This window comes from Nocardia bhagyanarayanae, assembly GCF_006716565.1.
Lineage (GTDB): Bacteria > Actinomycetota > Actinomycetes > Mycobacteriales > Mycobacteriaceae > Nocardia > Nocardia bhagyanarayanae.
Genome location: NZ_VFPG01000001.1, coordinates 2,766,867 through 2,791,940, shown reverse-complemented (window position 1 = coordinate 2,791,940; position 25,074 = coordinate 2,766,867). Strand labels below are relative to the sequence as shown.

Below are 25,074 nucleotides of genomic sequence, written 5' to 3'. Positions count from 1 at the left end.
GAGATGTACCATTAGATCGTGGATACGACCCCGCTGATCGGCGAGCCCCTGGCACTGGACCTGGTCAACACCCGGCCGCTCGGCGCCGACCTCCTCGCGAGCACGGAACAGCTGGCCGACTGGCTCGCCCGGCAGTCCGAGCGCCACCCCGAACTTGCGCTCGACCGTCCCACCTCGGCCGACTTGGCCGCCGTGCACGAGGTACGCGACCACATCTCGGCCGTACTCGACGCGCTCCTGCACGGCATCCGCCCGCCCGCCGACGCACTGCGCGCCCTCACCGCCGCCCAGTCCGCCGCGCCCGCCGTCCGCCGTCTGGACTGGGATGGCGCCGCCGTGGTCGCCACGCTCCAGCGGGACGGCGCACCGGCCGCCCGCCTGTCGGCGGTCCTCGCCGAAGCCGCGGTCGACCTTTTCACCGACCCCGCCCTCACCAAACTCAAGCGGTGCGAAGCCGACGACTGCGTACTCCTCTTCCTCCCGGCCCACCCCAAACGCCGCTGGTGCTCCCCGGACCGCTGCGGAAACCGCGTCCGCGTGGCGCGCTACTACCGCAAGCACAAGGAGTAGGTCCGCCGCCTCATCGCGTGAGCGGGAATCGACGGGAGAGAAATGGTGGCTGCAGTGGGCGATTCGTCCGCCATTTCTCCCCCGTCGGATCCATTTCTCTATCGACGGGAGAGAAATGGTGGTCTGCGCTCGGGGGGCGCGGGTGAGGTGGGCGCAGTAGGCTCGCGGCATGGCCGTACTGCGGTGGCGGGTGGCTGCCGGGATACTGTCCGCCGGGCTGGCGCTCGGTGTGGCGGAGTTGGTCGCGGCTTTCATACGGTCGGAGAGCGCGCCGATGTACGTGCTCGGTTCGACCGTTGTCGACCACACTCCCGACGGCTTGCGCGAATGGGCGATCAGCACATTCGGCACGGCCGACAAGACGGTGCTTTTCGCCTGCATGGGAATTGTCGCGGTTGTCGTCGCGGGTCTCGCGGGCGCACTCGAACGCGTCGATCGCGCGACGGGTTCCACGCTGCTCGTCTTCTTCGGCTTGGTCGCCGCCTTCCTCGCCGCCGAGCGCTACGGTTTCCTCGCCGCGATACCGACCGTAATCGGCGTGGCAGCGGGCGTTTACGCGCTCCGCGTGCTGACCGAAAAGATCGCGGATGTGTTTACCGGCGCGGTATCCGAACAGCCGCCGAACGCGACACCTTCCGGTCGCGTGCCCGCCGACGCCACTACCCCAGGGTCTCGCGCGGAGACCGGTAACAATTCCCGCAGCGATCGAGTGCGGGCTGGTTCGACGCCCGTCGGCGCTGACGCCACTCCGCGCGCCGACACCTCCGGCCCCGCGCCGACGGCTGATACTTCCACCGGGCAGCCCAAGCAGACCGCGGCCGATTTCCGCCGAACCGTGGGAACATCCGCTTCATCTGCCGTGCACGCGGACAGCGCCTCCCGTTCGACGAACCCGCGCGCCGATGCTTCCGCGCCTGGTGCTACTCCGGGCGCCGGCGAGTTGGGCACCGAGGCGACCCCGGGACATTCCGGCGGTGCCGCCGAGTCGGGGACCGAGGCGGGTCGCGAGGGTGGCGGACGCCTCGCGACAGGTCCGCAGCGGCGAGAGCTCCTGCGCGGCTTGGCCATTACCGGTGGTTTGGCGGTGCTGGCCGGTGCGGGCGGGCGACTCTTCGGGGCGCGCCGCGGGGACGTTTCCGGGGAGCGGGCGGCCGTCGTCCTGCCGCGGCCGACCGAGCCGGAGATCGCGTTGCTGCCCGACGCCGATCTGCGGGTGCCCGGCCTGACGCCGTACCTCACCGCCAACGACGACTTCTATCGGATCGACACCGCGCTGTTCCTGCCGCAGGTGTCGATCGAGGACTGGTCGCTGCGCATCCACGGCATGGTGGACCGCGAAATCCGCATCGGCTGGGCGGATCTCGCGCGGCGACCGGTCGTGGAGCGGCTGATCACGCTGGCGTGCGTATCGAATCCGGTGAACGGCGACCTGATCGGCAACGCGCTGTGGCGCGGCTACCGCCTGGACGAGTTGCTCGCCGAAGCCGGTCCGCATCCCGACGCCGACATGGTGCTCTCCCGCAGCAAGGACGGTTGGACGGCGGGCACCCCGCTGGCCGTGCTCACCGACGGCCGCGACGCCCTGCTTGCGGTCGGCATGAACGGCGAACCGCTGCCGGTCTCGCACGGCTACCCGGCCCGGCTGGTGGTGCCCGGCCTGTACGGCTACGTCTCGGCCACCAAATGGGTGACCGAACTGGAGGTCACTCGATTCGACCGCGCCACCGCCTACTGGACCCGCCGCGGCTGGTCGGCGCACGGCCCGATCAAGACCGGAACCCGCATCGACACACCGCGCGGCCGCGTCCGCAGACCACCCGGCCACATCCCCATCGCGGGCGTGGCTTGGGCCCAGCACCGCGGCATCACCGCCGTCGAAGTCCAGATCGATGACGGCGACTGGCGCCCCGCCCGTCTCTCCACCGAACAGTCCATCGACACCTGGCGCCAATGGGTCTACGACTGGGTCGCCACCCCCGGTACCCACACCCTCCGCGCCCGCGCCACCGACGGCACCGGCGAAACCCAAACCGCCGACCGCCGCGACGTCATCCCCGACGGCGCCACCGGCCACCCCACCATCACCCTCACCATCGGCTGACTCGACCGCCCCGCCGAGGCGGAGCCGAGATCGTGGCCGAGGGTCAGGCTTTGACGATGTCGACCTTGGCGGGTTCGTCGGCGGGGGTGGCCGCGCCGTGGCGGATGAAGAGGGCCGAGGCTATGACGCCGATCAGCAGGATGGCGGCGGGGAGGAGGATGGATTCGCTGAGTGCGGAGCTGAATTCGCCGAGAATCTGCGGGGGGACAGGGCCGTGGCCGACGCCTTCCGCGGTGGGCGCGCCGCCCGCGAGTCCGTTGGCGGACATGCGGGCCGCGATCAAGGCGCTGATGGCGGCGCTGCCGAGGACCGAACCGACCTGGCGGGTGGTGTTGTAGATGCCCGCACCCGCACCGGCCTGCTGAACGGGCAGGTTGTGGGTGGCGGTGGCGGCCAGCGGCGCCCAGATGCAGGCGTTGGCGAAACCGGCCAGCGCCGCCGACACCAGGAACCACGCGAGGTTCGAGTCCGGCGTCATGATCGCGGACCACCAGAAGATCGAGACCGCGAACAGCGCGAAGCCGAGGGTCGGCACGAGGCGCGGGTGCAGCCGGTCGGCGAACTTGCCGATGAACGGCGCGGCGACGCCGGTCACGATGGCCATGGGCGCGAAAACCAGCGCCGACTCGGTCGGCGACAACTCACGCACCGCTTGCAGATAGAAGTACGCGGGCACCATCACCGAGACGACCGTCGCGCCCATCGCGGCGATGGCGACATTCGACAGCGCGAAGTTGCGGTCGCGGAACAGTCCGAGCGGCACCAGCGGCTCGCCGGTGTTGCGCGCCTGATTCACCACGAACACCGCGAGCACCACCAGGCCCGCGCCGATCGTCAGCCAGATGCGCGCCGACCAGTCGTAGCTGTTGCCCTCCTGGATGCCGAACACCAGCAGGAACATGCCGACGCCGCTGAGCAGCACACCGGGGATGTCGAACTTGTGCGGGTTCGTCGGCAGTGCGGGCACCAGCCACACCGCCAGCACGAAGGCGACGATGCCGACCGGCACGTTGACGATGAAGATCCACTCCCAGCTCAACCCGTCGACCAGCACGCCGCCCAGGATCGGGCCGACCAGGGTGGCCAGGCCAGCCACGCCGCCCCACAGCCCCATCGCCGCGCCGCGCTTGTCCGGCGCGAAGGTGCGGGTGATCACCGCCATGGTCTGCGGCGTCATCAGCGCGGCGCCGAGCCCCTGCGCGGCACGCGCGGCGATCAGCATGCCGACCGTGTGCGACAGCCCGCACCACAGCGAGGCGGCGGTGAACACCGCGAGCCCGATCAGGTAGATGTTCTTGGGGCCGTAGCGATCACCGAGCCTGCCGGTCACCAGCAGCGGCACCGCGTAGGTCAGCAGGTAGGCGCTGGTCACCCAGATGACCTGGGAGATGTCGGCCTGGAGATCCTGCATGATCGCCGGATTGGCGACCGCGACGATCGTCATGTCCAGCAGGATCATGAAGAAGCCGACGACCAGCGCGAGCAGCGCCGGCCACGGATTGCGTTCTGTGGACAAGGGTTTCGTTCCTCTCCAGGAGGGTCGATGAGGGTGGTCGTTCTGCGAGCTCACGGCGTGGCTCCCGCCGAGCGCCGCGGCGCGGGTGGCAGCTCCGTGGGGTCGTCGGCCCAAGGGTGCTCGGGCCCCGCCAGCCGCACACCGGTCTGCGAGTCGAACTCCTCCCACTCCAATGCGCCGCAAGCCAATTCGTCGAGGAAACCGGTCAACCACGTGAGCTCGGCGGAGAGAGTGGCGCGCAGGTAGGGCAGCACGATCCAGTAGCGCCGTTTCACCTCGTGAGCGCGGGCCCAGTCGGCCATGGCGTCGAGATCGGCGAGATCGTTCCGTAGGTGTGCGACCCGTTCCCGCACGAGCCCGAGCACGTCGTCCTTGGGCAGGTTGTGTGCTTCGGCCAGCGCCACCGGGAACAGCGGATACTCCGGCGCGGGATACCGCAGGATTTCGCTGAGCCTGGCGCGCAACGCTTCCCGGCCCGACGCGGTGATCCGGTACGTGGTGCGCTCGGGCCGGTTGCCCGCGCGGTCGACGCACTCGGCGCGCACCAATTCCTGGTCGGCCAGCCGGGCGACGGTGTGGTAGAGCGAGCCGGGCCGCAGCTTGACCAGCAGGTCCTCGTTCCGCCGGAGCAACAGCTGGTACATCTCGTACGGATGCATGGGCCGCTCCTCGAGCAGCGCCAGCACCGAGACCGCCAACGCGGTCAATGCCGGACGCGCCTGGCCCATGTGATCACCTCCAGCCGGAATCCACCCCGCCGCGCCGCGGGAGACGAGCCGCCGAACCCGACCCGCACGGTAGTCGCGGGCTCCGACATACTCCACACCAAATACTCCATGTGGAATATACGGCCCGGAGCATCGGTGCGACAAGGGTGTGAAACACCGGTGATCCTGTGATCAGCGACACCGCCGCGGACCGGCTCGCCATCGGCTACCCGGTGCCGACGACAGTGCGCCAGGACTACAACCCGTGCGCGTCCAACCAGGTCCGCGCGACATCCCCCGCCACGGCCCCATCCCGAACACGCCGAATCATCTCGACCAACTCGTCCGTCGTGAGCTCCCCAGCCACATAGTTCAGCTTCCGAACGCGCTGATCGTCGAGCAGCCCCTTGCGGAACACCGGCACCACGTTCTCGGCGCGCAGCGCGTAGTCGGCATCGGTCAACACCGTCAGACCGTCGGTGACCGCGGCTGTCAGCGCGGACGGTCCACCGACCACGCCCGCTTGAACCGAACTGTCCAGCAACGCGTTTCGCAGTGCCACCGCATCGGCGAACGGCGTCTCGCCCGCGAAGGCGCACCCCGCCAGCGGCGCTGCGGCGGGCACCCGCAACACGTCCGGCGCGGGAGCCACCCCGGCCCGCAGCTCCGCGCACCGCGGCGCGAGCTCGGCGACCGAATCCACGTCGTCCCGACGCGCGGCCTCCGCCGTGACGAGCACCCGCGGCCGCAGATCGGTCCCGTCGGCCGGATCCGAGACGACCAATCCCTCCGGCAGCGAACGATTCAGGTCCTTGATCACATCGGACGGTGTGCGCGCCGCGGACCCGCTGTCGTAGTGGGCCAGCAGTTCGCCGGTGTGCTCTCCGACCAGCGCGACCCGCCCCGCGTCCAAGGCGGCCAGGTATTCGGCCCGCTCGCCGAGTTCCGGCAGCACGGTGACCGGCAGCCCGGTCCTGGCCAGCGCACCGGCGTAGATCTCCGCGAGCACCCGCGATTCGACCGCGTCTCCCGCGCCGACCACGAAGGGCGGCCCGGCATCGTCGTTTCCGCAGGATACGACCGCCGCCGTGGCCGCGACCACCAGTACCCGGGCAAGCACCCGCCTCGACGCGGCCAGAACCACCGGCGACACCAACTCTCCGAAGACGACTACAGCCGACAGAAGCACCCAGTTGCGGGCAGTATGGACAACCAGAATGTACCGGTGCCCGTCCGGCTTCGGCCGCACGCACCGTCCGCATCTGCCGGAAGGACTCCCGTGAAGACCACGATCACCCCCCTTGCCGGGCGATCGGCGCCGCGGCTCGCGCTGCGCGCCTCCAAGCTCCTCGCCGCCGCCACGCTCCTCGCCGTCGGCATGATCCTGTCGGCCTGCGGCGATTCCGATCCGCTCGCCGCCGACGGCGACTGTGCGGGCGAGAGCCTGATCGTCGGCTCGGCGAACTTCCCGGAGTCCGAGACCGTGGCCCAGGTGTACGCGGAGGTCCTGCGGGTCAACGGCTTCCAGGTGGACACCCGGCTCAACATCGGCAGCCGCGAGGCCTACATCCCGGCGCTGCGCCAGTGCGCGATCTCGGTGATCCCCGAGTACACCGGCAACCTGTTGCAGTACTTGGACAACGACTCGACCGCGACCAGCGCCGCCGACGTCGAGGCCGCGCTGGCGGGCGCCCTCGGCGACCAGCTGGCCACCGCCGCACCGGCGCCCGGCCAGGACTCCGACGCCGTCGTGGTCACCAAGGCCACCGCCGAACGGTGGAACCTGCGCACCATCGCCGACCTCGCGGCGCATTCGGCCGAGGTGAAGTTCGGCGCGCCCGCGGAATTCCAGGAACGGCAGGGCGGTCTGCCAGGCCTGAAGGAGAACTACGGACTCGACATCGCCGCGAACAACTTCGTCCCCATCGCCGACGGCGGCGGTCCGGCCACCGTGCGCGCGCTGGTGGAGGGTCAGGTGACCGCGGCCAACATCTTCACCACCTCCCCCGCGATCGCCGAGAACGATCTCGTGGTGCTGGAGGACCCGAAGCACAACTTCCCGGCACAGAACGTGATTCCGCTGTTCAACTCCGCCAAGAAGTCGGACAAGGCGGTGGCCGCGCTCAACGCGGTCTCGGCCAAGCTCACCACCGAGGAGCTGATCGAGCTGAACGAGGCCGTCTCCGGCAGCAGCAAGACCGAACCGGCGGCGGCCGCCAAGGCGTGGGTAGCGGCGCAGGGGTTGAACACTCCGGTCGGGTGAGCGCCGCGGGCGAAGGGAAGGCAGCAGTGTCGGACATCGAATTCCGCGGCGTCAGCAAGACCTATCCGGACGGCACGCACGCCGTGACCGACCTCGATCTGCACATCGAATCGGGCTCGTTCACCGTGTTCGTCGGACCGTCCGGCTGCGGGAAGACCACCTCGATGCGGATGATCAACCGGATGATCCAGCCCACCACGGGCACGATCACCGTTGCCGGGCAAGACATCTCGACGATGGACCCGGTCCGGCTCCGCCTCGGCATCGGTTACGTGATCCAGAGCGGCGGCCTGCTGCCGCACCGCACGGTGCTGGACAATGTCGCGACAGTGCCGGTGCTGCGCGGCGATTCGCGGCGGGCGGCGCGCAAGGCGGCGCTCGAAGTCCTGGACCGGGTGGGCCTGGACCGCGGCCTGGCCCAGCGCTACCCCGCGCAGCTCTCCGGCGGTCAGCAGCAGCGGGTCGGGGTGGCCCGGGCGCTGGCCGCCGACCCGCCGATCCTGCTGATGGACGAGCCGTTCAGCGCGGTCGACCCGGTGGTGCGTGCGGAGTTGCAAAGCGAAATGCGTCGGCTGCAAGCGGAATTGCACAAGACCATCGTGTTCGTCACCCACGACATCGACGAGGCCATCACGCTCGGCGACCGGCTCGCGGTCTTCGGGCGCGCGGGCGTGCTCCAGCAGTACGACCCGCCGCAGCGCGTACTCGCCGGACCCGCAACGGATTTCGTCGCCGAGTTCGTCGGGCGCGATCGCGGCTATCGCGGTCTCTCCTTCCGCTCCGCCGACGACGTTCCGCTGCACGACATTCCGACCGCCACCGCGGGGGCGGTCGGCGCGCTGCGTCTGGAGCGGGGCGACTGGGTGCTCGTGGTGGACGAGGCGGTCAAGCCGCTCGGCTGGGTCGATCTGACCGCCGTCGAAGCCCGGCGCGCGGGCACGCCGCTCGCGGACTGCATGTCGGCGGGCGGTTCGCTGTTCACCCCCACCGGCGACCTGCGCCAGGCGCTGGACGCCGCGATCTCCTCGCCGTCCGGAATCGGTGTGGCCGTGGACGATTCCGGCCGGCTGCGCGGCGGCGTTCTGGCCACCGAGGTGATCGCCCAGCTCGCCGCACAGCGCGACGCGGAGGACCGCGAACGCGACCGGCTCGCCACCGAGCAGGGAGCCTCCAACGGCGACGGGAAAGGATAGTGAACCGCGCGGACTACGTCACCGGTCCGGCCGACGGAGGGGAGACCGCGTGCGATACCTGATCGACAACTTCTCCGAAATCGTCGAGATCACCAAGACACACTTGTATCTCGCCTTGCTGCCCTTGCTGTTCGGTCTGGTGATCGCCATCCCCGCCGGCGCGGTGATCCGGCGGATCCCATGGCTGCGGCGGGTCACCGTGACCGTGGCGAGCCTGGCCTACACCGTGCCCTCGCTCGCGCTGTTCGTCATCATCCCGCCGCTGGTCGGCATTTCGGCGATCGACCCGTGGAACGTGATCATCGCGTTGACCATCTACTCGACCGCGCTGCTGGTCATCGCGGTGCCGGTGGCGCTGGACTCGGTGCCCGCCGCCGTGGTCGACGCCGCCGACGCCGTCGGATTCGGACCGCTGCGGCGCACGCTGACCGTCGACATGCCTTTGGCCGTCCCGGTTTTCGTGTCGAACTTGCGCGTCGTGGTCGTCACCAATATCGCGATGGTCTCGGTCGGCGCGCTGATCGGCGTCGGGGGCCTCGGCAAGCTGTTCACCCAGGGCTATCAGCGCGACTATCCGGACGAGATCGTGGCGGGCATCATCGTGACGCTGGCGCTCGCGCTCGTCTTCGACCGGCTGGTGTACCTGCTCGGGCGCTGGGCGACGCCGTGGACCAGAGCCGACGGGCGAACGCAGCGAAAGGCCGACGCGTGAACCTGTTCGTCGACGCCTGGCACTACCTCACCGACAGCGCCAATTGGGGCGGACCCACCGGCATCGAATTCCGCCTGGCGCAACATCTTTGGTACACACTGCTCGCGGTGGCCGGGTCCGCGCTGATCGCGGTGCCGCTCGGACTCGTCATCGGCCATCGACGGCGGGGCGCGGCGGTGCTCGTCGGCTTCGCCAACGCGATGCGCGCGCTGCCGACCCTCGGCCTGCTCACCTTCTTGGTGCTGCTGCTCGGCCTCGGCCTGATCCCGCCGCTGCTCGCACTACTCACCGTCGGCATCCCGCCGCTGCTCGCCGGGGCGTACGCGGGCGTGGCCAACGTGCCCGCCGACGTGGTCGACGCCTCCAGGGCGATGGGCATGACCGAGCGGCAGATCCTGTTCCGGGTGGAAGTGCCCAACGCCATGCCGATCCTGGTGAACGGCCTGCGCGGCGCCACCCTGCAGGTGGTCGCCACCGCGACGATCGCGGCGTATGTGAACCTCGGCGGGCTCGGCCGCTACATCTTCGACGGGCTCGGTCTGCACCGATACGACCGGGTGCTGGTGGGTGCGCTGCTGGTGGCCGCGCTGGCGATGCTGCTGGACGGACTGCTCGCGCTCGTCGTCTGGGCGACGACGCCCGGCACCGGACGGCTGCGCAAGACGGCGAGTCCGGTGAACGTCTTGCGCGCCACCCCGTAAGTCCGCAAACCCCTATTGACCGTTCGGTGTGATCTAGGTCACGATGACTGTGGCCGTAGGAGTCGTCGTCAGCCGTGCGCGCGCTCGACGCAACTGTGGCAAGCCGTGTCGAGTCCTGCGCAACCTCGAGTCCTGCGGGAAACCAACCCGAGACAGGAGGATTGCCGTGAGCATGAACGCACCGATGAAGGCACGCGACATCATGCACGCCGACGCCAGATGTGTCCCCGCGGACGAAACGCTCGACCGCGCCGCCGAGATGATGCGCAACCTGGACGTGGGCGCGCTGCCCATCTGCGAGAACGACCGCTTGGTCGGCATGGTGACCGATCGTGACATCGTCGTCCGGTGCATCGCCGAGGGACACGATCCCAGCCGCGTCCGCGCGGGCGATCTCGCCAAGGGCACGCCGCGCTGGGTCGACGCCGACGCCGAACTGCGGGACGTACTGCACATGATGGAGGAGCATCAGATCAAGCGGCTGCCGGTCATCGAGAACAAGCGCCTGGTCGGGATGATCAGCGAATCCGACCTGGCCAAGAACGTCACCGACACCCAGCTGGCCGAATTCATCTCGGCCGTCTTCGTGCCGCACTGACCGTCACCCGCCGCGGACGTGAACCACCTCGGGTGATCGACCGCGAAGCCCGTCGCGCGGCGGCGATCCGTCGCGCGAACAAGTCAGGGCGCCTCGTTCGCCGTTGAACGGGGCGCCCTGTGATTGCGTAATCAGTTGTTACGCAACGCCCTCCGCACGCGCGGCGGCGGCGACGGCCTCGGCGACGGCCGGGGCGACCCGCGGGTCGAGCGGGCTGGGGACGATCTTTTCGGGGCCGAGCTCGTCGGCGACCACGCTGAGGATGGCGTCGGCGGCGGCGATCTTCATGCCCTCGGTGATGCGGCGGGCGCCGGCGTCCAGCGCGCCCTTGAACACGCCGGGGAAGGCGAGCACGTTGTTGATCTGGTTCGGGAAGTCGCTACGGCCGGTCGCGACGATGGAGGCGTACTTGCGCGCCACGTCGGGGTGGATCTCCGGGTCCGGGTTGGACATGGCGAAGACGATCGCCTCCGGCGCCATCGAGGCGATGAGCTCCTCGGCGATCAGGCCCGCCGACAGTCCCAGGAACACGTCCGCGCCCGCGAGCGCCTCGGCGGCGCCACCGTTGAGTCCGCGCGGGTTGGTGCGCTGGGCCAGGTCGGCCTTCACTTCGTTCAGGTCGGCGCGATCGCGGCTCACGATGCCCTTCGAGTCGAGCACGGTGACATCGCGCACGCCCGCGGCGAGCAGGATGTTGGTGCACGCGATACCCGCCGCGCCCGCGCCCGACACCACGACCTTCAGACCGCTGATGTCACGTCCCTGCACGCGAGCCGCGCCGTTCAGGGCGGCGAGCACCACGATCGCGGTGCCGTGCTGGTCGTCGTGCATGACGGGGCAGTCGAGCGCCTCGATGACGCGCTTCTCGATCTCGAAGCAGCGCGGCGCGGAGATGTCCTCCAGGTTGACCGCGCCGAAGCTCGGGCGCAGCCGGATCAGGGTCTCGACGATCTCGTCGACGTCCTTGGTGTCCAGCACGATCGGGATGGAGTCGAGTCCGGCGAACTTCTTGAACAGTGCGGCCTTGCCCTCCATCACCGGCAGCGACGCACGCGGGCCGATGTCGCCGAGGCCGAGGACGGCGGTGCCGTCACTGACCACGACCACCAGCCGGTCGGTCCAGGTGTATCGCTTGGCGAGCGACTCGTCCTGAGCGATGGCGCGGCTGACCTGAGCGACGCCGGGGGTGTACGCGATGGAGAGGTCGCGCTGCGTCTCCAGCGGAGCAGAGAGCTCGACCGAGAGCTTGCCGCCGAGGTGTCCAGCGAAGATTTCGTCGTTGGTGATTTCGGACAAACTCGCGGTCGCATTCGGTGCGTCAGTCACAGGTGACACGATTTCACTCCTGCTCGGGTCGGGCTGAACCGGGGGACGGTTACCGCCGGGTATTTCGTAATAGGTGATTCGTACCGCTCATCGAGTGCGCTGACCGGGACGTTTCGAGTCGGGATTGCGGTGTAGAAAACCCGATCATCAGCTCGAGACGTGACGCTGCACTGATCCGCAGAGCGGGGGCCGGACGGGTGGGTCCGGACAGAACATGCGGGGCGATCCTCGGGGCGCGACGGTACGTTGCGCGGCTCGGAGCACCGTGATTCCCGAACCCGGCGGTGGCGTAGGAGGGGAATCCGCAACATTCTGCCAGCCGGTCCGATGACTTGCCAAACCGGTGTGTCGGATCCCGGTTGCGCGTCATATTCCGAGGGTAAGCGGCTGGAATTACCCCTGAGTTAGGGGAAACTCGCATCCGCACACCGCGCGGCGGTGAGTTGTCACATCGCCAAGCGGTCGGGGGGTGTGAGGTCCGGCTCCGGTTGATCCGGCCCGATCCGCGGGATCTCGGGCAGCACCGGCGCGGGTTCCAGCCCGACCGGCACCTGGCCGCGCACGACGGACGGTCCCGGCACGCCGGCCGCAGCTTCCGACCGTACCCGCCGCGAGCGCTCGGCGCTCACCCAGACGCTGTCCAGCCCGCCCGACATCAGGCGGACCCGCCACTCGGCTCCGGCCTCGGGATGATCGGTGCGCCGGTGCATGCCGCGGGTCTCGGTGCGAGCCAGCGCGCTGTGCTTGGTCCATCTGGCCACCGCGAGCAGGGCCGCGACCTCCCTGGCGCGCACTCGCTCCGCGCCGGTGCCGCCGAGGGCGAACGCCGCGCCCGGCCACATGCCGTCGAGTTCGGCGATGCTGTCGCGCAGACTGCCCGCGCTGCGCCAGTAACTACGGCGCAGCGGCAAGGTGTGCTCCTGGACCAGTCCGACGATCGCGCGCGGATCGATGCGTGCCCGCGCGGCGAGGCCCGCGCCGGGCACCGGACGCACCGCACCCACCCCGCCCCGTTTCCGCGCGAAACGGGCGGCGCCCGCGCCCGCCCACACGCCGGACGCGATGGCCCACGCCCCGCTGTGACCGCCGATTCCGCTCACCGCGCCGGTGATCACCTCGCGGCTCACCACGCCGCCCGCGCCGTACAGCCCGGCCACCGTGGTTGCGCAGTCCGGGCCGGTGAGCGCCAGGCCGCCCGTGCCGCGCACCGTGCCCTCGAGCACCGCGCGCAGTGGCACCCGCCGGAACCGATCGACCGCGCCCTGCCTGGCGAGCCAGTGGCGCACCGTCTCCGGCACGTCGTCCAGCGCGGCGAAAACCCGCCGACCGTCCGCGATGGCCGCGAACGCCGCGTGCCTGCCGCCCGCGACGACGTCGCCGTTCTCGTCGTAGAGCGTCGCGAGACGCAGCGCGAGACCCGACGCGAAACTCGGATGCACGGCCGGTGTCGGCGAATTCAGCGCGGGGCCGAGGGAATACGCGCTGGAGAACTCCATGCCGGACAGTCGCGCGCCCGCCTCGGCGGCGAGCAGCAGCCCGTCGCCGGTGGCCACATCGGCGCCCGCGCCGCCGGAGCGAAACGCGCAACCGCCGGTGGCCACCACCACCGCGCCCGCGCGGATCGTCCAGGTACGGAAGCCGTCGTCCTGCCGCACGCCCGCCGCACCCGCGATCACGCCGTCGCCGTCGCGCAGCAGTTGCAACGCGGCATGGTGATCGAGGACGCGCACCCCCGCCTCGAGCACGGTGCGGCGCATGCGGCGCAAGTATCCCGCGCCGTCCATGCGGACCCGTGGCGAGCCGCCGCGCGGGTCGTCGGGAAACCGGTAGCCCCAGCCCACCAGCTGTTCGATCCGCCGGTGCGTCTCGTCGAACACCCGGTGGATCCACTCGGGATCGCCGAGGTGGCCGCCGTCCGCGTGCGATCGGCGCACCGCCTCGTCCCTCGCCGCGCCGGGCGGGATGTTCCACACCGTGGTGCTTCCGAACGCGGAAGGCCCGCTGCTTCCGCAACGGGCCTTGTCGACGAGCACCACCCTCGCCCCTCCGGCGGCAGCCGAGACGGCCGCCCACGTTCCGGCGGGGCCGCCGCCGAGAACCAGCACATCCGTCTCGATCTCACTCACAACAAAATGTTCGGCCACAATTCACCCGGCCGCAACCAGTACCGGACTATCAGCCCCACCACTGTGTCCAAAGCAATACGCCGGTGACAAAGAAAACGACCGCGGATCCGAAAAAGGCGGGAAAACCCCGATGCCTATCCGAAAACATCTGCGCCGCAAGCACCGTCGCCGAAGCGATCAGATGCCAGGTTACCGATTCCGTGCCCGGTCCGGGGAAACCGCGCCGCCCGCCGATGAACGCGGCGCCGACCACGACCAGCGTCAGCAGCACCGTGCCCGCGGCGACCACGCCGCTGATCGCACGCACATATCTCACGACGTGATCACGGGCACGCCCGTCGCCTTACCCGCGAGCTCCTCGAATTGCGCTGGGTCGGTGGTGAACTCGCCGAGCCGGATGGTCTTGTTCGCGCCGTGGTAGTCCGAGGAACCGGTGGTGAGCAGGCCGAGTTCCTCGGCAAGGCCGGTGAGCACCGCGCGATCGGACGGGGAATGGTCCGGATGGTCGACTTCCAGGCCGCCCAGCCCGAGGTTGGCCAGTTCGCGGATGTCGTCCACGGCGAGCAGCCGCCCGCGCTTGCGCGCCCTGGTGTGCGCGAGCACGCTGACCCCGCCCGCGCCCGCGATCATCTCGACCGCGCGGTGCAGCGGTGTGTCGGCCTTCTCCGCGTAGTACGGACCGCGCGGCGCGAGCAGTTCGGTGAAGGCCGCGTCCACGCTCGGCACCACACCCGCTTCGACCAAGGCGCGCGCCAGGTGCGGCCGCCCGGCCGAAGGGCCCGCGGAGGCGAGCACCGCGTCCGGGTCGATGGGCAGTCCGTCGGCGGCCATCCGCTCGGCCATCGCGCGCAGCCGATCCACCCGCTCGGCGCGCAGCCGCTCGCGCTCCTCGGCGAAACCGCGGTCGGTCGGATCGAAGAGGTAGGCGAGCAGATGTACCGGCACCGGCCAGCCGTCCTCGCCGAGCCCGACGCACGACATCTCCATTCCGCGCACCAGGCTCAGGCCCTTCGGTAGCGCGTCGACCGCCTCCGTCCAGCCGGCCGTGGTGTCGTGATCGGTGATCGCGACCACGTCCAGACCGGCGGCTGCCGCGTTCCGCACCAGTTCGGCGGGGGTGTCCGTGCCGTCGGACGCGGTCGAATGGGTATGCAGGTCGATGCGCACGTCCTCCAGTCTTACAGTGCGCCATCTCCGACCGGCACGGCAGCCGACGGCTTCGACCGGCCGCGGCCTCTACCATCGTCGTCGTGCCGTCCATACCGCCCATGCCGTCTTTCCGCGGGCAGGGCCGCGCGGCGATGCCGCGCCCACGCATTCCGGTTCCCACCGCCCGCGCCGTCGTCGACTGCGCCGTCTACGTCGACGGGCTCCGGTTGCCGGGTCGTTTCACCCACGCCGAGGCGCTGGCCGAGGTCCGCTCGCGCGGGACGGGTTTCGTCTGGATCGGGCTGCACGACCCGGACGAGACGCAGATGGCCGACATCGCCTCGACCTTCGACCTGCACCCACTCGCCGTCGAGGACGCGGTCAAGTCCCACCAGCGACCCAAGCTGGAACGCTACGACGACACACTGTTCCTGGTGCTGCGCACGGTCTCCTACGTGCCGCACGAAATGGACAGCGTCAGCGAGATCGTCGAAACCGGCGACATCATGGTGTTCACCGGACCGGACTTCGCGGTGACCGTCCGGCACGGCGAGCACACCGGCTTGGCCGGGGTACGCCGCGAACTCGAGGGTCGCGCCGACCAGTTGAGCCACGGCCCGTACGCGGTGCTGCACACGGTGGCCGACCACGTCGTCGACTCCTACATCGAGGTGGCGGCGCTGGTGGAAAACGACATCGACGAGATGGAAGAGGCGGTCTTCACCCCGCGCGACCACGTCAGCATCGAGTCGATCTACCAGCTCAAGCGCGAAGTGGTGGAGCTGCGTCGCGCGGTGAACCCGCTCGCCGCGCCGCTGCAACTGCTGGCACACAAACCGGATCTACCGGTGCCCAAGGAGATTCGGCGCTATATGCGTGATGTGTCCGACCACCACACGACCGTCGCCGAGCGCATCTCCGATTTCGACGAATCGCTGAGCGAACTGGTCAGCGCCGCCTTGGCCAAGATCACCGTGCAGCAGAGCACCGACATGCGGAAGATCTCGGCGTGGGTCGCCATCGCGGCGGTCCCGACCATGGTCGCGGGTGTCTACGGCATGAACTTCGACCACATGCCGGAACTGAGGTGGACCTACAGCTACGGCGTGTGGTGGCTGGTTGTCCTGATGGTGTGCACCGGGCTGTTCATCACGTTCCGTCGCAACAACTGGCTCTGACCGCTACAGCGTCGCCGCCCCACGACCCGGATCGCGCACGTCGATGCCGGCTTCGGCCCACGCGTCACGCAGCGCCTGCGCGCCGCGCACCCGCACCCAAGCCGCCTCGGTGGCGGTCACCGGCGTGACCGTCAGGTACCTGACCGGCTCGGCGGGCTCGGGCAGCGGAATCTGCGGGATCTCGCTGTCGCCGAGCAGCGCCGCGGTGAACGCCGAGCCCTGCCACATCGGCTCGCCGAGGTCGAGCAGCGCATCGGCTTGCAGCACAACGCCTTCCACGGAGGGCGTGGCGACCAGGATGCCGAGCGCCTTGGGCAGCCCCGGCATGGCGGTGCCGGAGCGCAGCGTCAGCACCAGCTCCGCGCGCGGGCCGCGCACCGGATCGGCGTGCAGGTCACCGGGATCGCCCATCGGGTGGCGCGAGCCGCCGAGCGTCGCGTAGTGCACGACGTCGCCGTCGACGATCCGCAGGATCTCGATCGGCTCCAGCCCCAGGAACGTCACCGAGGCCGAATCGACGCCGCTTTCGGGCACCCCGTAGTGGTCGAGCACCCCGGTGCGGACCTTGTCCATCACGTCCATGCGTTCAGATCGCCAACCGCGCGAGCATGTCCCGCGCCTGCTCGGCCGACTTCGGGTCGCACAGCACGTCGTAGCGACCGGCCACCAGCTGCATGGTGGAGGCGAAATCGCGCTGCCCCTTGGTGGCCGCGTACGGAATCGAGGTCGAGATGACGCCGAAGATGATGCCGCCGACCAGGCCGACGAGCAGCGGACCGAACGCGCCGCTGGTGGTGAACAGACTCAGCAGCAGGCCGAGGAAAAGACCGAGCCACGCGCCGGAGACCACGCCGCCGCCGATCACCTTGCCCCAGTTCAGGCGGTAGAGCACCCGTTCGACCTGCATCAGGTCGACGCCGACGATCGTCACGTCCTGCACCGGGAACTGGTTGTCGGCCAGATAGTCGACCGCGCGCTGCGCCTCGGCGTAGGTCGGATAGGAGCCCACCGGCCAGCCCGACGGCGGGGTAGGCAACCCCTGGCGGGCGCGGTTCGTGTTCCCCAAGGGATTCGTCATGGCTCCATTCTGCTATTCCGAGCGGCCGTTCGGTGGTGTGAAACGCGTGGTGCGCGTCATCCCGGCGGCGCGCCCCTTCTCGGCGATCACCTGAGCCATCTTGGCGCTGGCCTCGTCGATCATCTCGTCGCCGAGCATGACCGCGCCGCGCGCGCCGCCCTCGGCGGAGGTGTGGAAGGCGTAGGCGTCCAGGATTTCCTCGGCCCGGTCGTAGTCGGCCTGGCGCGGGCTGAAGATCTCGTTGGCCGCGTCGATCTGGCCAGGATGCAGCACCCATTTGCCGTCGAAGCCGAGCGCGGCGGTGCGCGCGGCGGCCCTGCGGAAACCGTCGACGTCGCGAATCTGCAAGTACGGGCCGTCGATCGCCTGGAGGCCGTGGGCGCGCGCGGCGAGCAGGATGGTCATCAGGATGTGGTGGTACGCGTCGCCGGTGTCGTATCCCTCGGGCTGTTCGCCGACCACCAAGGTGCGCATGTTGATGCTCGCCATGAAGTCGGCCGGGCCGAAGACCAGCGCCTGGACGCGCGGGCTCGCGGTCGCGATCTCATCGATATTGCGCAGGCCCATCGCGTTTTCCAGCTGCGGTTCGATGCCGATCCGCCCGACCTCCAGCCCGTTGGCCTTCTCCACCTGGGTGAGCAGCAGATCCAGCGCACGCACCTGGCCCGCGTCGGTGACCTTCGGCAGCAGGATCGCGTCGATGGCCCGGCCCGCGCCCTCGAGCACCGTGATCACGTCGGCGTAGGTCCACTCCGTCGTCCAGTCGTTGACCCGCACCACGCGCAGCTGCTCGCCCCAGCCCGGCTGATTCAGCGCGGCCACGATGTTGGCGCGCGCGGCGGCCTTGGCGACCGGCGCCACCGCGTCCTCGAGATCGAGGAAGACTTCGTCGACCGGCAGCCCCTTGGCCTTCTCGATCATCTTGGGATTGCTGCCCGGCACGGCGAGCACCGATCGGCGCGGCTTCATGGAGCCTCCTGTCTAGTCTGGCAAGCATGGCAGCTACCAGGGTGTACATCGCCAGGCTTGCCGGCCTGGCGGTGCTGGGACCGGACGGGGAGTCTATCGGCCGGGTCCGCGACGCGGTCGTGGCGATCCGCTACGACCGTCAGGTACCGCGGGTGCACGGGCTGGTCGTCGAATTGCCGAGCAGGCGCCGGATTTTCGTGCCGATGTTGCGGGTGACCTCGATCGAACCCGGCAATGTCACGCTCAATACCGGCACCGTCAGCCTGCGCCGTTTCCAGCAACGACCCGGCGAGATGCTCGCGCTGGCGCAGATCGTGGATTCCAAGGTGCGGGTGGACGATCCGGCCCTGCCCGATCTCGCGGGCGTCGACGTCTTCGTTGTCGATCTCGGCATCGAACTGACCAGGACCAGGGATTGGCGGGTCTCCCGCGTCGCGGTGCGCGGGCACCGGCGAATCGGGCGGCGGCGCACCGTGCACGTCGTCGACTGGACGACGGTCACAGGCCTGACCCCGTACGAGATCGGCAGGCCGGGCCAGGACGTCACCCAGTTGCTCGAACAGTTCGAGGGCTTGCGGCCCGCCGACGTCGCGCACATGCTGCGCGAGCTGCCGGAGAAGCGGCGCATCGAGGTGGCCGAGGCGCTGGACGACGAGCGGCTGGCCGACGTGGTGCAGGAGCTGCCCGACGACGATCAGGTCGACCTGCTCGGCCACCTCGAGGTGCGCCGGGCCGCCGACGTGCTCGAGGCGATGGACCCCGACGACGCGGCCGACCTGCTGGGCGAACTGCCGACGGGAGAACGCGAATCGCTGCTGGCGATGATGGATCCCGAGGAATCCGAGCCGGTGCGCAGGCTGCTCGCGCACTCCCCCGACACCGCGGGCGGTCTGATGACGACCAAACCGGTGGTGCTGACGCCCTCGACCACGGTCGCCGAGGCCCTCGCCAGGGTGCGCAACCCGGATCTGACGCCCGCGCTCGCCTCGATGGTGTTCGTGGTCCGCCCGCCGACCGCCACGCCCACCGGGCCCTACCTCGGCTGCGTGCACATCCAGCAACTATTGCGCGAACCGCCGGCGCACCTGGTCGGCGGCATCATCGATTCCGATCTGGCGCCGCTGCGCGCCGAGGTGCCGCTGTCGGCGGTGACCCGATATTTCGCCACCTACAACCTGGTCTGCGGTCCGGTGGTGGACGACGAGAACCATCTGCTCGGCGCGGTCAGCGTCGACGACGTGCTGGATCATCTGCTGCCGGAGGACTGGCGCGAGGAAGAGCAGCACGAAGGGGTCGCGGCGCATGAGTGAGAAGAACCCGTCGGCGGGCGTCGGCAGGGTCGGCCCGAGTTCGGCGCGGCAACGCTTGGAGACGCCGGTCGAGTCCCGTTTCCGATTCGACTGGGACGCAGAGGCATTGGCGCGCAGCTCCGAGCGGGTGGCCCGATTCCTCGGCACCGGACGCTATCTCGCGCTGCAGACGATCGTGGTGATCATCTGGATCCTGCTCAACGTCTTCGTCGTCGCGCTGCGCTGGGATCCGTACCCGTTCATCCTGTTGAACCTCGCGTTCTCCACCCAGGCCGCGTACGCCGCGCCGCTGATCCTGTTGGCGCAGAACCGTCAGGACAACCGCGACCGGGTGGCGCTGGAAGAGGACCGGATGCGCGCCGCACAGACCAAGGCGGACACCGAATTCCTCGCCCGCGAACTCGCAGCGCTCCGTATCGCGGTGGGCGATGTGGCGACTCGTGACTATCTGCGCCGCGAATTGGAGGAGATGCGCGAGGTTCTCGACCGCATCGAGGCCGCGTCGGGGCAAGAGGGCAACACGCCGCGTGAGATGAAGTCGGGCAAGGCGGATCGCAAGAAAACATCCGGTGGAAAGCAGTCCCGCGTTCAGGTTTCGCCGCCTGTTGCTGACGATTGACCGGAAATGCTCAACAACCACCTGACCGCTGGGTAACCTGGACAACGTTGTCCTGAGCGGGCCGGGTGCGGAACGTCCCGGACACCGCACCCATGACGAAGAGGATTGGTGTGGCCGAATGCGAGTTTCCGCTCCGATAACCATGTCGGCCCTCGTTGTCGCTGGTCTGGTCGCTTCCGGCTCGGCGGCCCACAGCACGACCGCGAGCGCGCCGCCGCAGGCTCCGGAGGCGCTGCTCGCCGCGTCCAGCGGTCAGGGCGGCGCCGGCAACGGCACGGACACCGAATCGGAAGGCGCTCTGTCTCGGACAGTAGGCCTGTTGCCGGTAGCGCCGGACACCCCCCGCAAACTTCGAGCTATGACCCCGCCCACGGATGGCCTGCCGCTGTTCGGCGGCACGGTTCCCCTGCACGACGTCGTGCTGCCCGCGGTCGGTGGAGCCCTCGGCATTCCGGAGATCGTGCTCGCCGCGTACCGGAACGCGGAGCTGGCCATGCAGTCCTCGATGCCTGGATGCGGGTTGCCGTGGAACCTGCTCGCCGGGATCGGGCGGATCGAGTCCGCGCACGCCGGGAGCGGTCGCACCGACGCGGCGGGCACGACGGTGACCCCGATCTTCGGACCCGCGCTGGACGGCACGTTGCCCGGCAACGAGGTCATCAAGGCCGCGGACGGCGGATACGTGCGGGCGATCGGCCCCATGCAGTTCCTGCCCGGCACGTGGAGCCTGTACGCCGCCGACGGCAACGGTGACGGAGTCTCCGACCCGCACAACGTCTTCGACGCCTCGCTGGCCGCGGGCAAGTACCTGTGCTCGGGCGGGTTGAACCTACGCGATCCCGCGCAGGAGCTACGGGCGGTGCTGCGCTACAACAACTCGATGTCCTACGCGGCCAACGTGTTGAGCTGGTCGACGGCCTACCGCACCGGCGGCAGCCCCAGCCAGGTCACCATCTCGCCGGAGCTCGTTCCGCCCGGCTCGGTGCCGATCATCGCCTCGAACCCGGAGATGAGCGCGGTCCAGACGACGCTGCCGAGCACCACCTCGCCCGCGGACCAGCCGCCGTCGCCGGTGCCCGCGGCGCCCGCGCCTGCGCCGACCCAGGTGATGATCACGATTCCGGGCCTGCCGCCGATCCCGTGCGGAATCTTCTGCCCGCCACCGCCGCCGCCCGCCAACCCGTGCGCGCCTGCCGCGGTGCCCGCGCCGATGCCACGCCCCGGCGAGCCAGGACGGCCGCTCGGCCCGCGACAGGAATTCGGCGCCGAGCCGCTCGATCCGAACGACTCCGCGCGCGCCGAGGACCCCGCTCGGGCCGAGGCTCGCGAGCCGCAGCCGATTCCGGCGTGTGTACCGCAGGTGCAGGCCCTGCCCGCGCCCCAGCAGGGCGCACCGGCTCCCGCGCCCGAACCGGCCCAGCCGAATCCGCCCGCCCAGCCGAACGCACCCGAGCAGCCGAGTCCCGAACCGGAGGTCGCCACGACCCCCGAGCCGGTGCCCGCCGCGCCCGCCCCGACCCAACAGCCCGGCATCACACTGCCGTTCGGCATCGTGATCCCGTTGCCGCCCGCTCCGCCACAGGGCTGAGACCAAACCTCGATTCAGATCACGAAGCAGTAACAAAAAGATCTCGAATGCGGTAGCCTCTCCTTCGTCCACGAAGGGCTCGTCAGCGAGCCTTTGTGTAACCGGAGGAGGGTCACCACACCGTGGGGCGTCACCGCAAGCAATCGCCTGCCACCGTCAGGCGCGGCTCCGTAATCGCACTGACCGGATTGGTTCCCGCCGGATTCGTGGCCTGCGCCGCCGCATCCGATCTGGACTCCGATCAGGCCGCCGTTCAGCAGATCCCCGACGACCAGGACGTGCTGGCCGCCAAGCCCGCCGACTCGGTCGAGTTCGTCTCGCACGCCATGGCCGAGCAGCGTTCCGTCGCCCCGCCGATCGTGAAAACCGTTGCGCTGTCGGCCGATCGGCCCAAGGCCGACCTGCCCGCCGGAACGCTCGGCGTGCCCGGCGTCGCGATCGCCGCCTACCAGAACGCCGAGCGCACGCTGGACGCGGAGAACCCGACGTGCAACATGCCGTGGAACCTGCTCGCCGGCATCGGACGCGTCGAGTCGACCCACGCGTTCGGCGGCAAGGCCGACGCCGACGGCAACCCGCTCAGCCCGGTCTACGGCCCGGTGCTGGACGGCTCGCTCGCGGGCAACAACGTCATCCACGACAGCGACGACGGCGCGCTCGACGGGCTCGGCGGCTACGACCGCGCGGTCGGCCCGATGCAGTTCCTGCCCGAGACCTGGAAGCGCTACGCCGCCGACGGCAACGGTGACGGCATCGCCGACCCGCAGAACCTGTACGACGCCGCGCTGACGGCGGGCAAGTACCTGTGCGCCGGCGGCTTGAACATGAGCGACCCGGCCCAGCAGTCCCGCGCCATCCTGCGCTACAACAACTCGATGGCCTACGTCGCCAACGTCATGGCGTGGGCGAATTCGTACGGCTCGGGGGTCGCACCCAAGCCCGCGCAGTTGCCGCGGATCTGACCCGCCTAAAATTTCCGTTATGCCAGTGGTAACGGAAACGGATGTGCGGGGTGCGCTCGCGAAGGTCGACGACCCGGAGATCCGCAAACCGATCACCGAACTGGGCATGGTGAAAAGCGTCGCCATCGACGCCGAAAGCAATGTCCATGTCGAGGTCTACCTGACGACGGCGGGCTGCCCGCTGCGCACGGAGATCACCCAGCGGGTCACCAAGGCGGTGGCCGACGTCCCCGGCGTCGGGGCCATCTCCGTCGACCTCGACGTGATGAACGACGAGCAGCGCACCACCCTGCGCAAGCAGCTGCGCGGCGACTCCGCCGATCCGGTGATCCCCTTCGCCCAGCCGGGCTCGCTGACCCGCGTGTACGCGGTCGCCTCCGGCAAGGGTGGCGTCGGCAAGTCCTCGGTGACGGTCAACCTTGCGGCCGCCATGGCCGCGCGCGGCCTGTCCGTCGGCGTGCTCGACGCCGACATCTACGGACACTCGGTGCCGCGCATGCTCGGCACCGATGCCCGGCCGACCCAGGTCGAGCGGATGATCATGCCGCCGGTCGCGCACGACGTGAAGGTCATCTCGATCGCCATGTTCACCCAGGGCAACACGCCCGTGGTGTGGCGCGGCCCGATGCTGCACCGTGCGCTGCAGCAGTTCCTCGCCGACGTGTTCTGGGGCGATCTGGACATCCTGCTGCTCGACCTGCCGCCCGGCACCGGTGACGTGGCGATCTCCATCGCCCAGCTGATCCCGAACGCGGAGATCCTGGTCGTCACCACCCCGCAGCTCGCGGCCGCCGAAGTGGCCGAGCGCGCGGGCTCGATCGCCTTGCAGACCCGGCAGCGGATCGCCGGCGTCGTGGAGAACATGTCCTGGCTGGACCTGCCCGACGGCAGCCGGATGGAGCTCTACGGCTCCGGCGGCGGTCAGACCGTCGCCGACAGCCTGACCCGCGCGGTCGGCGCGACCGTCCCGCTGCTCGGTCAGATCCCGATCGAACAGGGGCTGCGCGAGGCGAGCGACGAGGGCACGCCCATCGTGCTGCGCGACCCGGACAGCGCGTCGGCCAAGGCGCTGATCGAGGTCGCCGACAAGCTCGCGGTGCGCCGCCGGGGGCTGGCGGGCATGTCGCTCGGCATCGACACCACCCGGCACCTGTAACCGCGCCTCCCGCGCGGCGCCGGTTCCGCCCCTCGGCGAGTGCTCGGTCGTGAACGAGCATGTCGGAGCGGCGGAATAAGCTCGTGTCATGCTCACGCTGCTGTTGTACGTGCTGATCGTCGGCCTGGTGGCCGCGGTGCTGTTCCTGCTCGCGAGTGCGGTCTTCGGACGCGGGGAGGAACTGGGCCCGCTGCCCGAGGGCACGACGGCCACCGTGCTGCCCGCCGAGGGCATCACCGGCGCGGACGTGCGCGCGCTGCGGTTCCAGCAGGTGGTTCGCGGCTACAAGGCCGGCGAGGTGGACTGGGCGTTGGCGCGGCTCGCCGCTCGCATCGATGAACTCCAGCTACAACTGGCCCACGCGCGCGGCGAGACGCCGCAGATGGGCAAGGCGAGCGTGGAAACGGCGGCCCGCCAGGAGAACCCGGCGCCGCAGCACGACACCGCGAATTCGGCGCGTCCCGATGCGGTGAACTCGGCGCGTCCCGACGCGGTGGTCGCCTCCCGCGACGACACCGAGCACGCGGCCTCGCCGTGGCCCGCGCCGAGCACCCCCGAACAGCCGTGACCGCCCCGCTCGCCGCCGACGGCAGGATCCGCTGCCCGTGGGCGGAGTCCTCTCAGCTCTACCGCGACTACCACGACTTCGAATGGGGCGAGCCGCTGCGCGGCCCCGACGCCATGTTCGAGCGGGTCTGCCTCGAGGCGTTCCAGTCGGGTCTGTCCTGGATCACGATCCTGCGTAAGCGCCCGGCCTTCCGTGCCGCGTTCGCCGGCTTCGCCATCGACCGGGTCGCCGCGTTCGGCGACGCCGACGTGGCCCGCCTGCTCGCCGATCCCGGCATCGTCCGCAACCGCGCCAAGATCGAGGCGGCCATCGCCAACGCGCGGGCCGCGCTCGCGCTCGACCGCGGCCTCGACGAGTTGATCTGGTCGTTCGCGCCGCCGCCGCGACCGCGTCCGAAGGCCATCGCCGACGTTCCCGCGACCAGTCCCGAATCCATCGCTCTGGCAAAAGAATTGAAGCGGCGCGGGTTCCGTTTCGTCGGACCGACCACCGCCTACGCGCTGATGCAAGCAACGGGAATGGTGGACGATCACCTGGCCGATTGCTGGGTCGGAAGTGACCCGCACAACACCGCCCGAGCGATCACATTTCGAACTCAGGTATCCGTCCACATCGGCGATAGGGAAGAATAGGACCGGTGTAGCTCGCCAAATGCCGGTGAGCTACCTGGTTGGTGACAACTGT

25 protein-coding genes are annotated in these 25,074 nt (G+C 69.8%); 15 read left to right on the top strand and 10 right to left on the bottom strand.

Annotated features, from left to right (window positions below):
- Positions 1 to 18 precede the first annotated feature (18 nt).
- Together FB390_RS11910 and FB390_RS11905 are read left to right on the top strand one after the other, a co-directional pair.
- Complete coding sequence (locus FB390_RS11910) at positions 19 to 570, top strand: CGNR zinc finger domain-containing protein (RefSeq protein WP_221639245.1); 552 nt, start codon at positions 19 to 21, stop codon at positions 568 to 570.
- A gap of 169 nt (positions 571 to 739) precedes the next feature.
- Complete coding sequence (locus FB390_RS11905) at positions 740 to 2,671, top strand: molybdopterin-dependent oxidoreductase (RefSeq protein WP_141809004.1); 1,932 nt, start codon at positions 740 to 742, stop codon at positions 2,669 to 2,671.
- A 43-nt stretch (positions 2,672 to 2,714) separates the two neighbouring features.
- Here the strand turns inward: FB390_RS11905 and FB390_RS11900 are convergent, their stop codons facing one another.
- The 3 genes from FB390_RS11900 to FB390_RS11890 form a co-directional block, all read right to left on the bottom strand.
- A complete protein-coding gene (locus FB390_RS11900) occupies positions 2,715 to 4,187 on the bottom strand; it encodes a DHA2 family efflux MFS transporter permease subunit (protein ID WP_141809003.1) in 1,473 nt (490 codons plus the stop codon).
- Between the two features lie 50 nt (positions 4,188 to 4,237).
- The gene (locus FB390_RS11895) at positions 4,238 to 5,011 is read right to left on the bottom strand and encodes a PadR family transcriptional regulator (RefSeq protein WP_246123979.1); all 774 of its coding nucleotides are present in this window, start codon (positions 5,009 to 5,011) and stop codon (positions 4,238 to 4,240) included.
- A gap of 139 nt (positions 5,012 to 5,150) precedes the next feature.
- Entirely contained in the window at positions 5,151 to 6,047 is an 897-nt protein-coding gene (locus FB390_RS11890; RefSeq protein WP_246123978.1) for a glycine betaine ABC transporter substrate-binding protein, read from the bottom strand.
- A gap of 177 nt (positions 6,048 to 6,224) precedes the next feature.
- Here FB390_RS11890 and FB390_RS11885 point away from each other — a divergent pair, with 177 nt between their 5' ends.
- From FB390_RS11885 to FB390_RS11865, 5 genes are all read left to right on the top strand, one after another.
- Positions 6,225 to 7,157, top strand: a complete 933-nt coding sequence (locus FB390_RS11885) for an ABC transporter substrate-binding protein (protein WP_141811702.1) — start codon at positions 6,225 to 6,227, stop codon at positions 7,155 to 7,157.
- Between the two features lie 26 nt (positions 7,158 to 7,183).
- Positions 7,184 to 8,350: an ABC transporter ATP-binding protein gene (locus FB390_RS11880; protein ID WP_141809002.1), complete on the top strand. Its 1,167-nt coding sequence runs from the start codon at positions 7,184 to 7,186 to the stop codon at positions 8,348 to 8,350.
- A gap of 49 nt (positions 8,351 to 8,399) precedes the next feature.
- The gene (locus FB390_RS11875) at positions 8,400 to 9,062 is read left to right on the top strand and encodes an ABC transporter permease (RefSeq protein ID WP_141809001.1); all 663 of its coding nucleotides are present in this window, start codon (positions 8,400 to 8,402) and stop codon (positions 9,060 to 9,062) included.
- Positions 9,059 to 9,763, top strand: a complete 705-nt coding sequence (locus FB390_RS11870) for an ABC transporter permease (RefSeq protein WP_185757007.1) — start codon at positions 9,059 to 9,061, stop codon at positions 9,761 to 9,763. The genes FB390_RS11875 and FB390_RS11870 overlap by 4 nt, the downstream gene beginning before the upstream one ends.
- 172 nt (positions 9,764 to 9,935) lie before the next feature.
- The gene (locus FB390_RS11865; protein ID WP_246123977.1) at positions 9,936 to 10,361 is read left to right on the top strand and encodes a CBS domain-containing protein; all 426 of its coding nucleotides are present in this window, start codon (positions 9,936 to 9,938) and stop codon (positions 10,359 to 10,361) included.
- 138 nt (positions 10,362 to 10,499) lie between these two features.
- On the opposite strand, the gene FB390_RS11860 is transcribed toward FB390_RS11865, so the two are convergent.
- From FB390_RS11860 to FB390_RS11845, 4 genes are all read right to left on the bottom strand, one after another.
- Positions 10,500 to 11,696, bottom strand: coding sequence for an NAD(P)-dependent malic enzyme (locus FB390_RS11860; protein ID WP_141809000.1), 1,197 nt, complete (start codon positions 11,694 to 11,696; stop codon positions 10,500 to 10,502).
- A 437-nt stretch (positions 11,697 to 12,133) separates the two neighbouring features.
- The gene (locus FB390_RS11855; RefSeq protein WP_141808999.1) at positions 12,134 to 13,813 is read right to left on the bottom strand and encodes an FAD-binding protein; all 1,680 of its coding nucleotides are present in this window, start codon (positions 13,811 to 13,813) and stop codon (positions 12,134 to 12,136) included.
- Between the two features lie 49 nt (positions 13,814 to 13,862).
- Complete coding sequence (locus tag FB390_RS11850; RefSeq protein ID WP_246123976.1) at positions 13,863 to 14,120, bottom strand: hypothetical protein; 258 nt, start codon at positions 14,118 to 14,120, stop codon at positions 13,863 to 13,865.
- A gap of 5 nt (positions 14,121 to 14,125) precedes the next feature.
- Positions 14,126 to 14,980, bottom strand: a complete 855-nt coding sequence (locus FB390_RS11845) for a PHP domain-containing protein (protein ID WP_141808997.1) — start codon at positions 14,978 to 14,980, stop codon at positions 14,126 to 14,128.
- 83 nt (positions 14,981 to 15,063) lie between these two features.
- Between FB390_RS11845 and FB390_RS11840 the strand changes: the two genes are divergently transcribed.
- Positions 15,064 to 16,140, top strand: coding sequence for a magnesium and cobalt transport protein CorA (locus FB390_RS11840; protein WP_425465860.1), 1,077 nt, complete (start codon positions 15,064 to 15,066; stop codon positions 16,138 to 16,140).
- A gap of 3 nt (positions 16,141 to 16,143) precedes the next feature.
- Here the strand turns inward: FB390_RS11840 and FB390_RS11835 are convergent, their stop codons facing one another.
- The 3 genes from FB390_RS11835 to FB390_RS11825 are packed head-to-tail and all read right to left on the bottom strand — an operon-like array spanning position 16,144 to position 18,187.
- The gene (locus FB390_RS11835; protein ID WP_141808996.1) at positions 16,144 to 16,722 is read right to left on the bottom strand and encodes a suppressor of fused domain protein; all 579 of its coding nucleotides are present in this window, start codon (positions 16,720 to 16,722) and stop codon (positions 16,144 to 16,146) included.
- A 4-nt stretch (positions 16,723 to 16,726) separates the two neighbouring features.
- Positions 16,727 to 17,218 carry a YflT domain-containing protein gene (locus tag FB390_RS11830; protein WP_067788497.1) on the bottom strand — a complete coding sequence of 164 codons (492 nt, stop codon included), beginning with the start codon at positions 17,216 to 17,218 and terminating at the stop codon, positions 16,727 to 16,729.
- Positions 17,219 to 17,230: 12 nt separating this feature from the next.
- Complete coding sequence (locus FB390_RS11825; protein ID WP_141808995.1) at positions 17,231 to 18,187, bottom strand: HpcH/HpaI aldolase/citrate lyase family protein; 957 nt, start codon at positions 18,185 to 18,187, stop codon at positions 17,231 to 17,233.
- A 26-nt stretch (positions 18,188 to 18,213) separates the two neighbouring features.
- On the opposite strand from FB390_RS11825, the gene FB390_RS11820 reads away from it, so the two are divergent.
- The 7 genes from FB390_RS11820 (at position 18,214) to FB390_RS11790 (ending at position 25,022) form a co-directional block, all read left to right on the top strand.
- The gene (locus FB390_RS11820; RefSeq protein WP_141808994.1) at positions 18,214 to 19,497 is read left to right on the top strand and encodes a magnesium transporter MgtE N-terminal domain-containing protein; all 1,284 of its coding nucleotides are present in this window, start codon (positions 18,214 to 18,216) and stop codon (positions 19,495 to 19,497) included.
- Positions 19,490 to 20,116 carry a DUF1003 domain-containing protein gene (locus FB390_RS11815; protein ID WP_141808993.1) on the top strand — a complete coding sequence of 209 codons (627 nt, stop codon included), beginning with the start codon at positions 19,490 to 19,492 and terminating at the stop codon, positions 20,114 to 20,116. The genes FB390_RS11820 and FB390_RS11815 overlap by 8 nt, the downstream gene beginning before the upstream one ends.
- Positions 20,117 to 20,474: 358 nt before the next feature.
- Positions 20,475 to 21,704 carry a lytic transglycosylase domain-containing protein gene (locus FB390_RS11810; protein WP_425465859.1) on the top strand — a complete coding sequence of 410 codons (1,230 nt, stop codon included), beginning with the start codon at positions 20,475 to 20,477 and terminating at the stop codon, positions 21,702 to 21,704.
- A gap of 122 nt (positions 21,705 to 21,826) precedes the next feature.
- Positions 21,827 to 22,666: a lytic transglycosylase domain-containing protein gene (locus tag FB390_RS11805; RefSeq protein ID WP_141808991.1), complete on the top strand. Its 840-nt coding sequence runs from the start codon at positions 21,827 to 21,829 to the stop codon at positions 22,664 to 22,666.
- Positions 22,667 to 22,685: 19 nt separating this feature from the next.
- Positions 22,686 to 23,822: an Mrp/NBP35 family ATP-binding protein gene (locus FB390_RS11800; RefSeq protein WP_141808990.1), complete on the top strand. Its 1,137-nt coding sequence runs from the start codon at positions 22,686 to 22,688 to the stop codon at positions 23,820 to 23,822.
- 88 nt (positions 23,823 to 23,910) lie between these two features.
- Positions 23,911 to 24,390, top strand: a complete 480-nt coding sequence (locus FB390_RS34210) for a DivIVA domain-containing protein (protein WP_246123975.1) — start codon at positions 23,911 to 23,913, stop codon at positions 24,388 to 24,390.
- Positions 24,387 to 25,022, top strand: coding sequence for a DNA-3-methyladenine glycosylase I (locus tag FB390_RS11790; protein WP_185757006.1), 636 nt, complete (start codon positions 24,387 to 24,389; stop codon positions 25,020 to 25,022). The genes FB390_RS34210 and FB390_RS11790 overlap by 4 nt, the downstream gene beginning before the upstream one ends.
- Positions 25,023 to 25,074: the final 52 nt, after the last annotated feature.

What these genes read in the sequence shown, in the direction of transcription:
- FB390_RS11905 (WP_141809004.1), top strand. Translation starts at nt 740, where the DNA reads ATGGCCGTACTGCGGTGGCGGGTGGCTGCCGGGATACTGTCCGCCGGG.
- FB390_RS11865 (WP_246123977.1), top strand. Translation starts at nt 9,936, where the DNA reads ATGAACGCACCGATGAAGGCACGCGACATCATGCACGCCGACGCCAGA.
- FB390_RS11835 (WP_141808996.1), bottom strand. Translation starts at nt 16,722, where the DNA reads ATGGACGTGATGGACAAGGTCCGCACCGGGGTGCTCGACCACTACGGG.
- FB390_RS11830 (WP_067788497.1), bottom strand. Translation starts at nt 17,218, where the DNA reads ATGACGAATCCCTTGGGGAACACGAACCGCGCCCGCCAGGGGTTGCCT.
- FB390_RS11825 (WP_141808995.1), bottom strand. Translation starts at nt 18,187, where the DNA reads ATGAAGCCGCGCCGATCGGTGCTCGCCGTGCCGGGCAGCAATCCCAAG.
- FB390_RS11820 (WP_141808994.1), top strand. Translation starts at nt 18,214, where the DNA reads ATGGCAGCTACCAGGGTGTACATCGCCAGGCTTGCCGGCCTGGCGGTG.
- FB390_RS11815 (WP_141808993.1), top strand. Translation starts at nt 19,490, where the DNA reads ATGAGTGAGAAGAACCCGTCGGCGGGCGTCGGCAGGGTCGGCCCGAGT.
- FB390_RS11810 (WP_425465859.1), top strand. Translation starts at nt 20,475, where the DNA reads ATGACCCCGCCCACGGATGGCCTGCCGCTGTTCGGCGGCACGGTTCCC.
- FB390_RS11800 (WP_141808990.1), top strand. Translation starts at nt 22,686, where the DNA reads ATGCCAGTGGTAACGGAAACGGATGTGCGGGGTGCGCTCGCGAAGGTC.
- FB390_RS34210 (WP_246123975.1), top strand. Translation starts at nt 23,911, where the DNA reads ATGCTCACGCTGCTGTTGTACGTGCTGATCGTCGGCCTGGTGGCCGCG.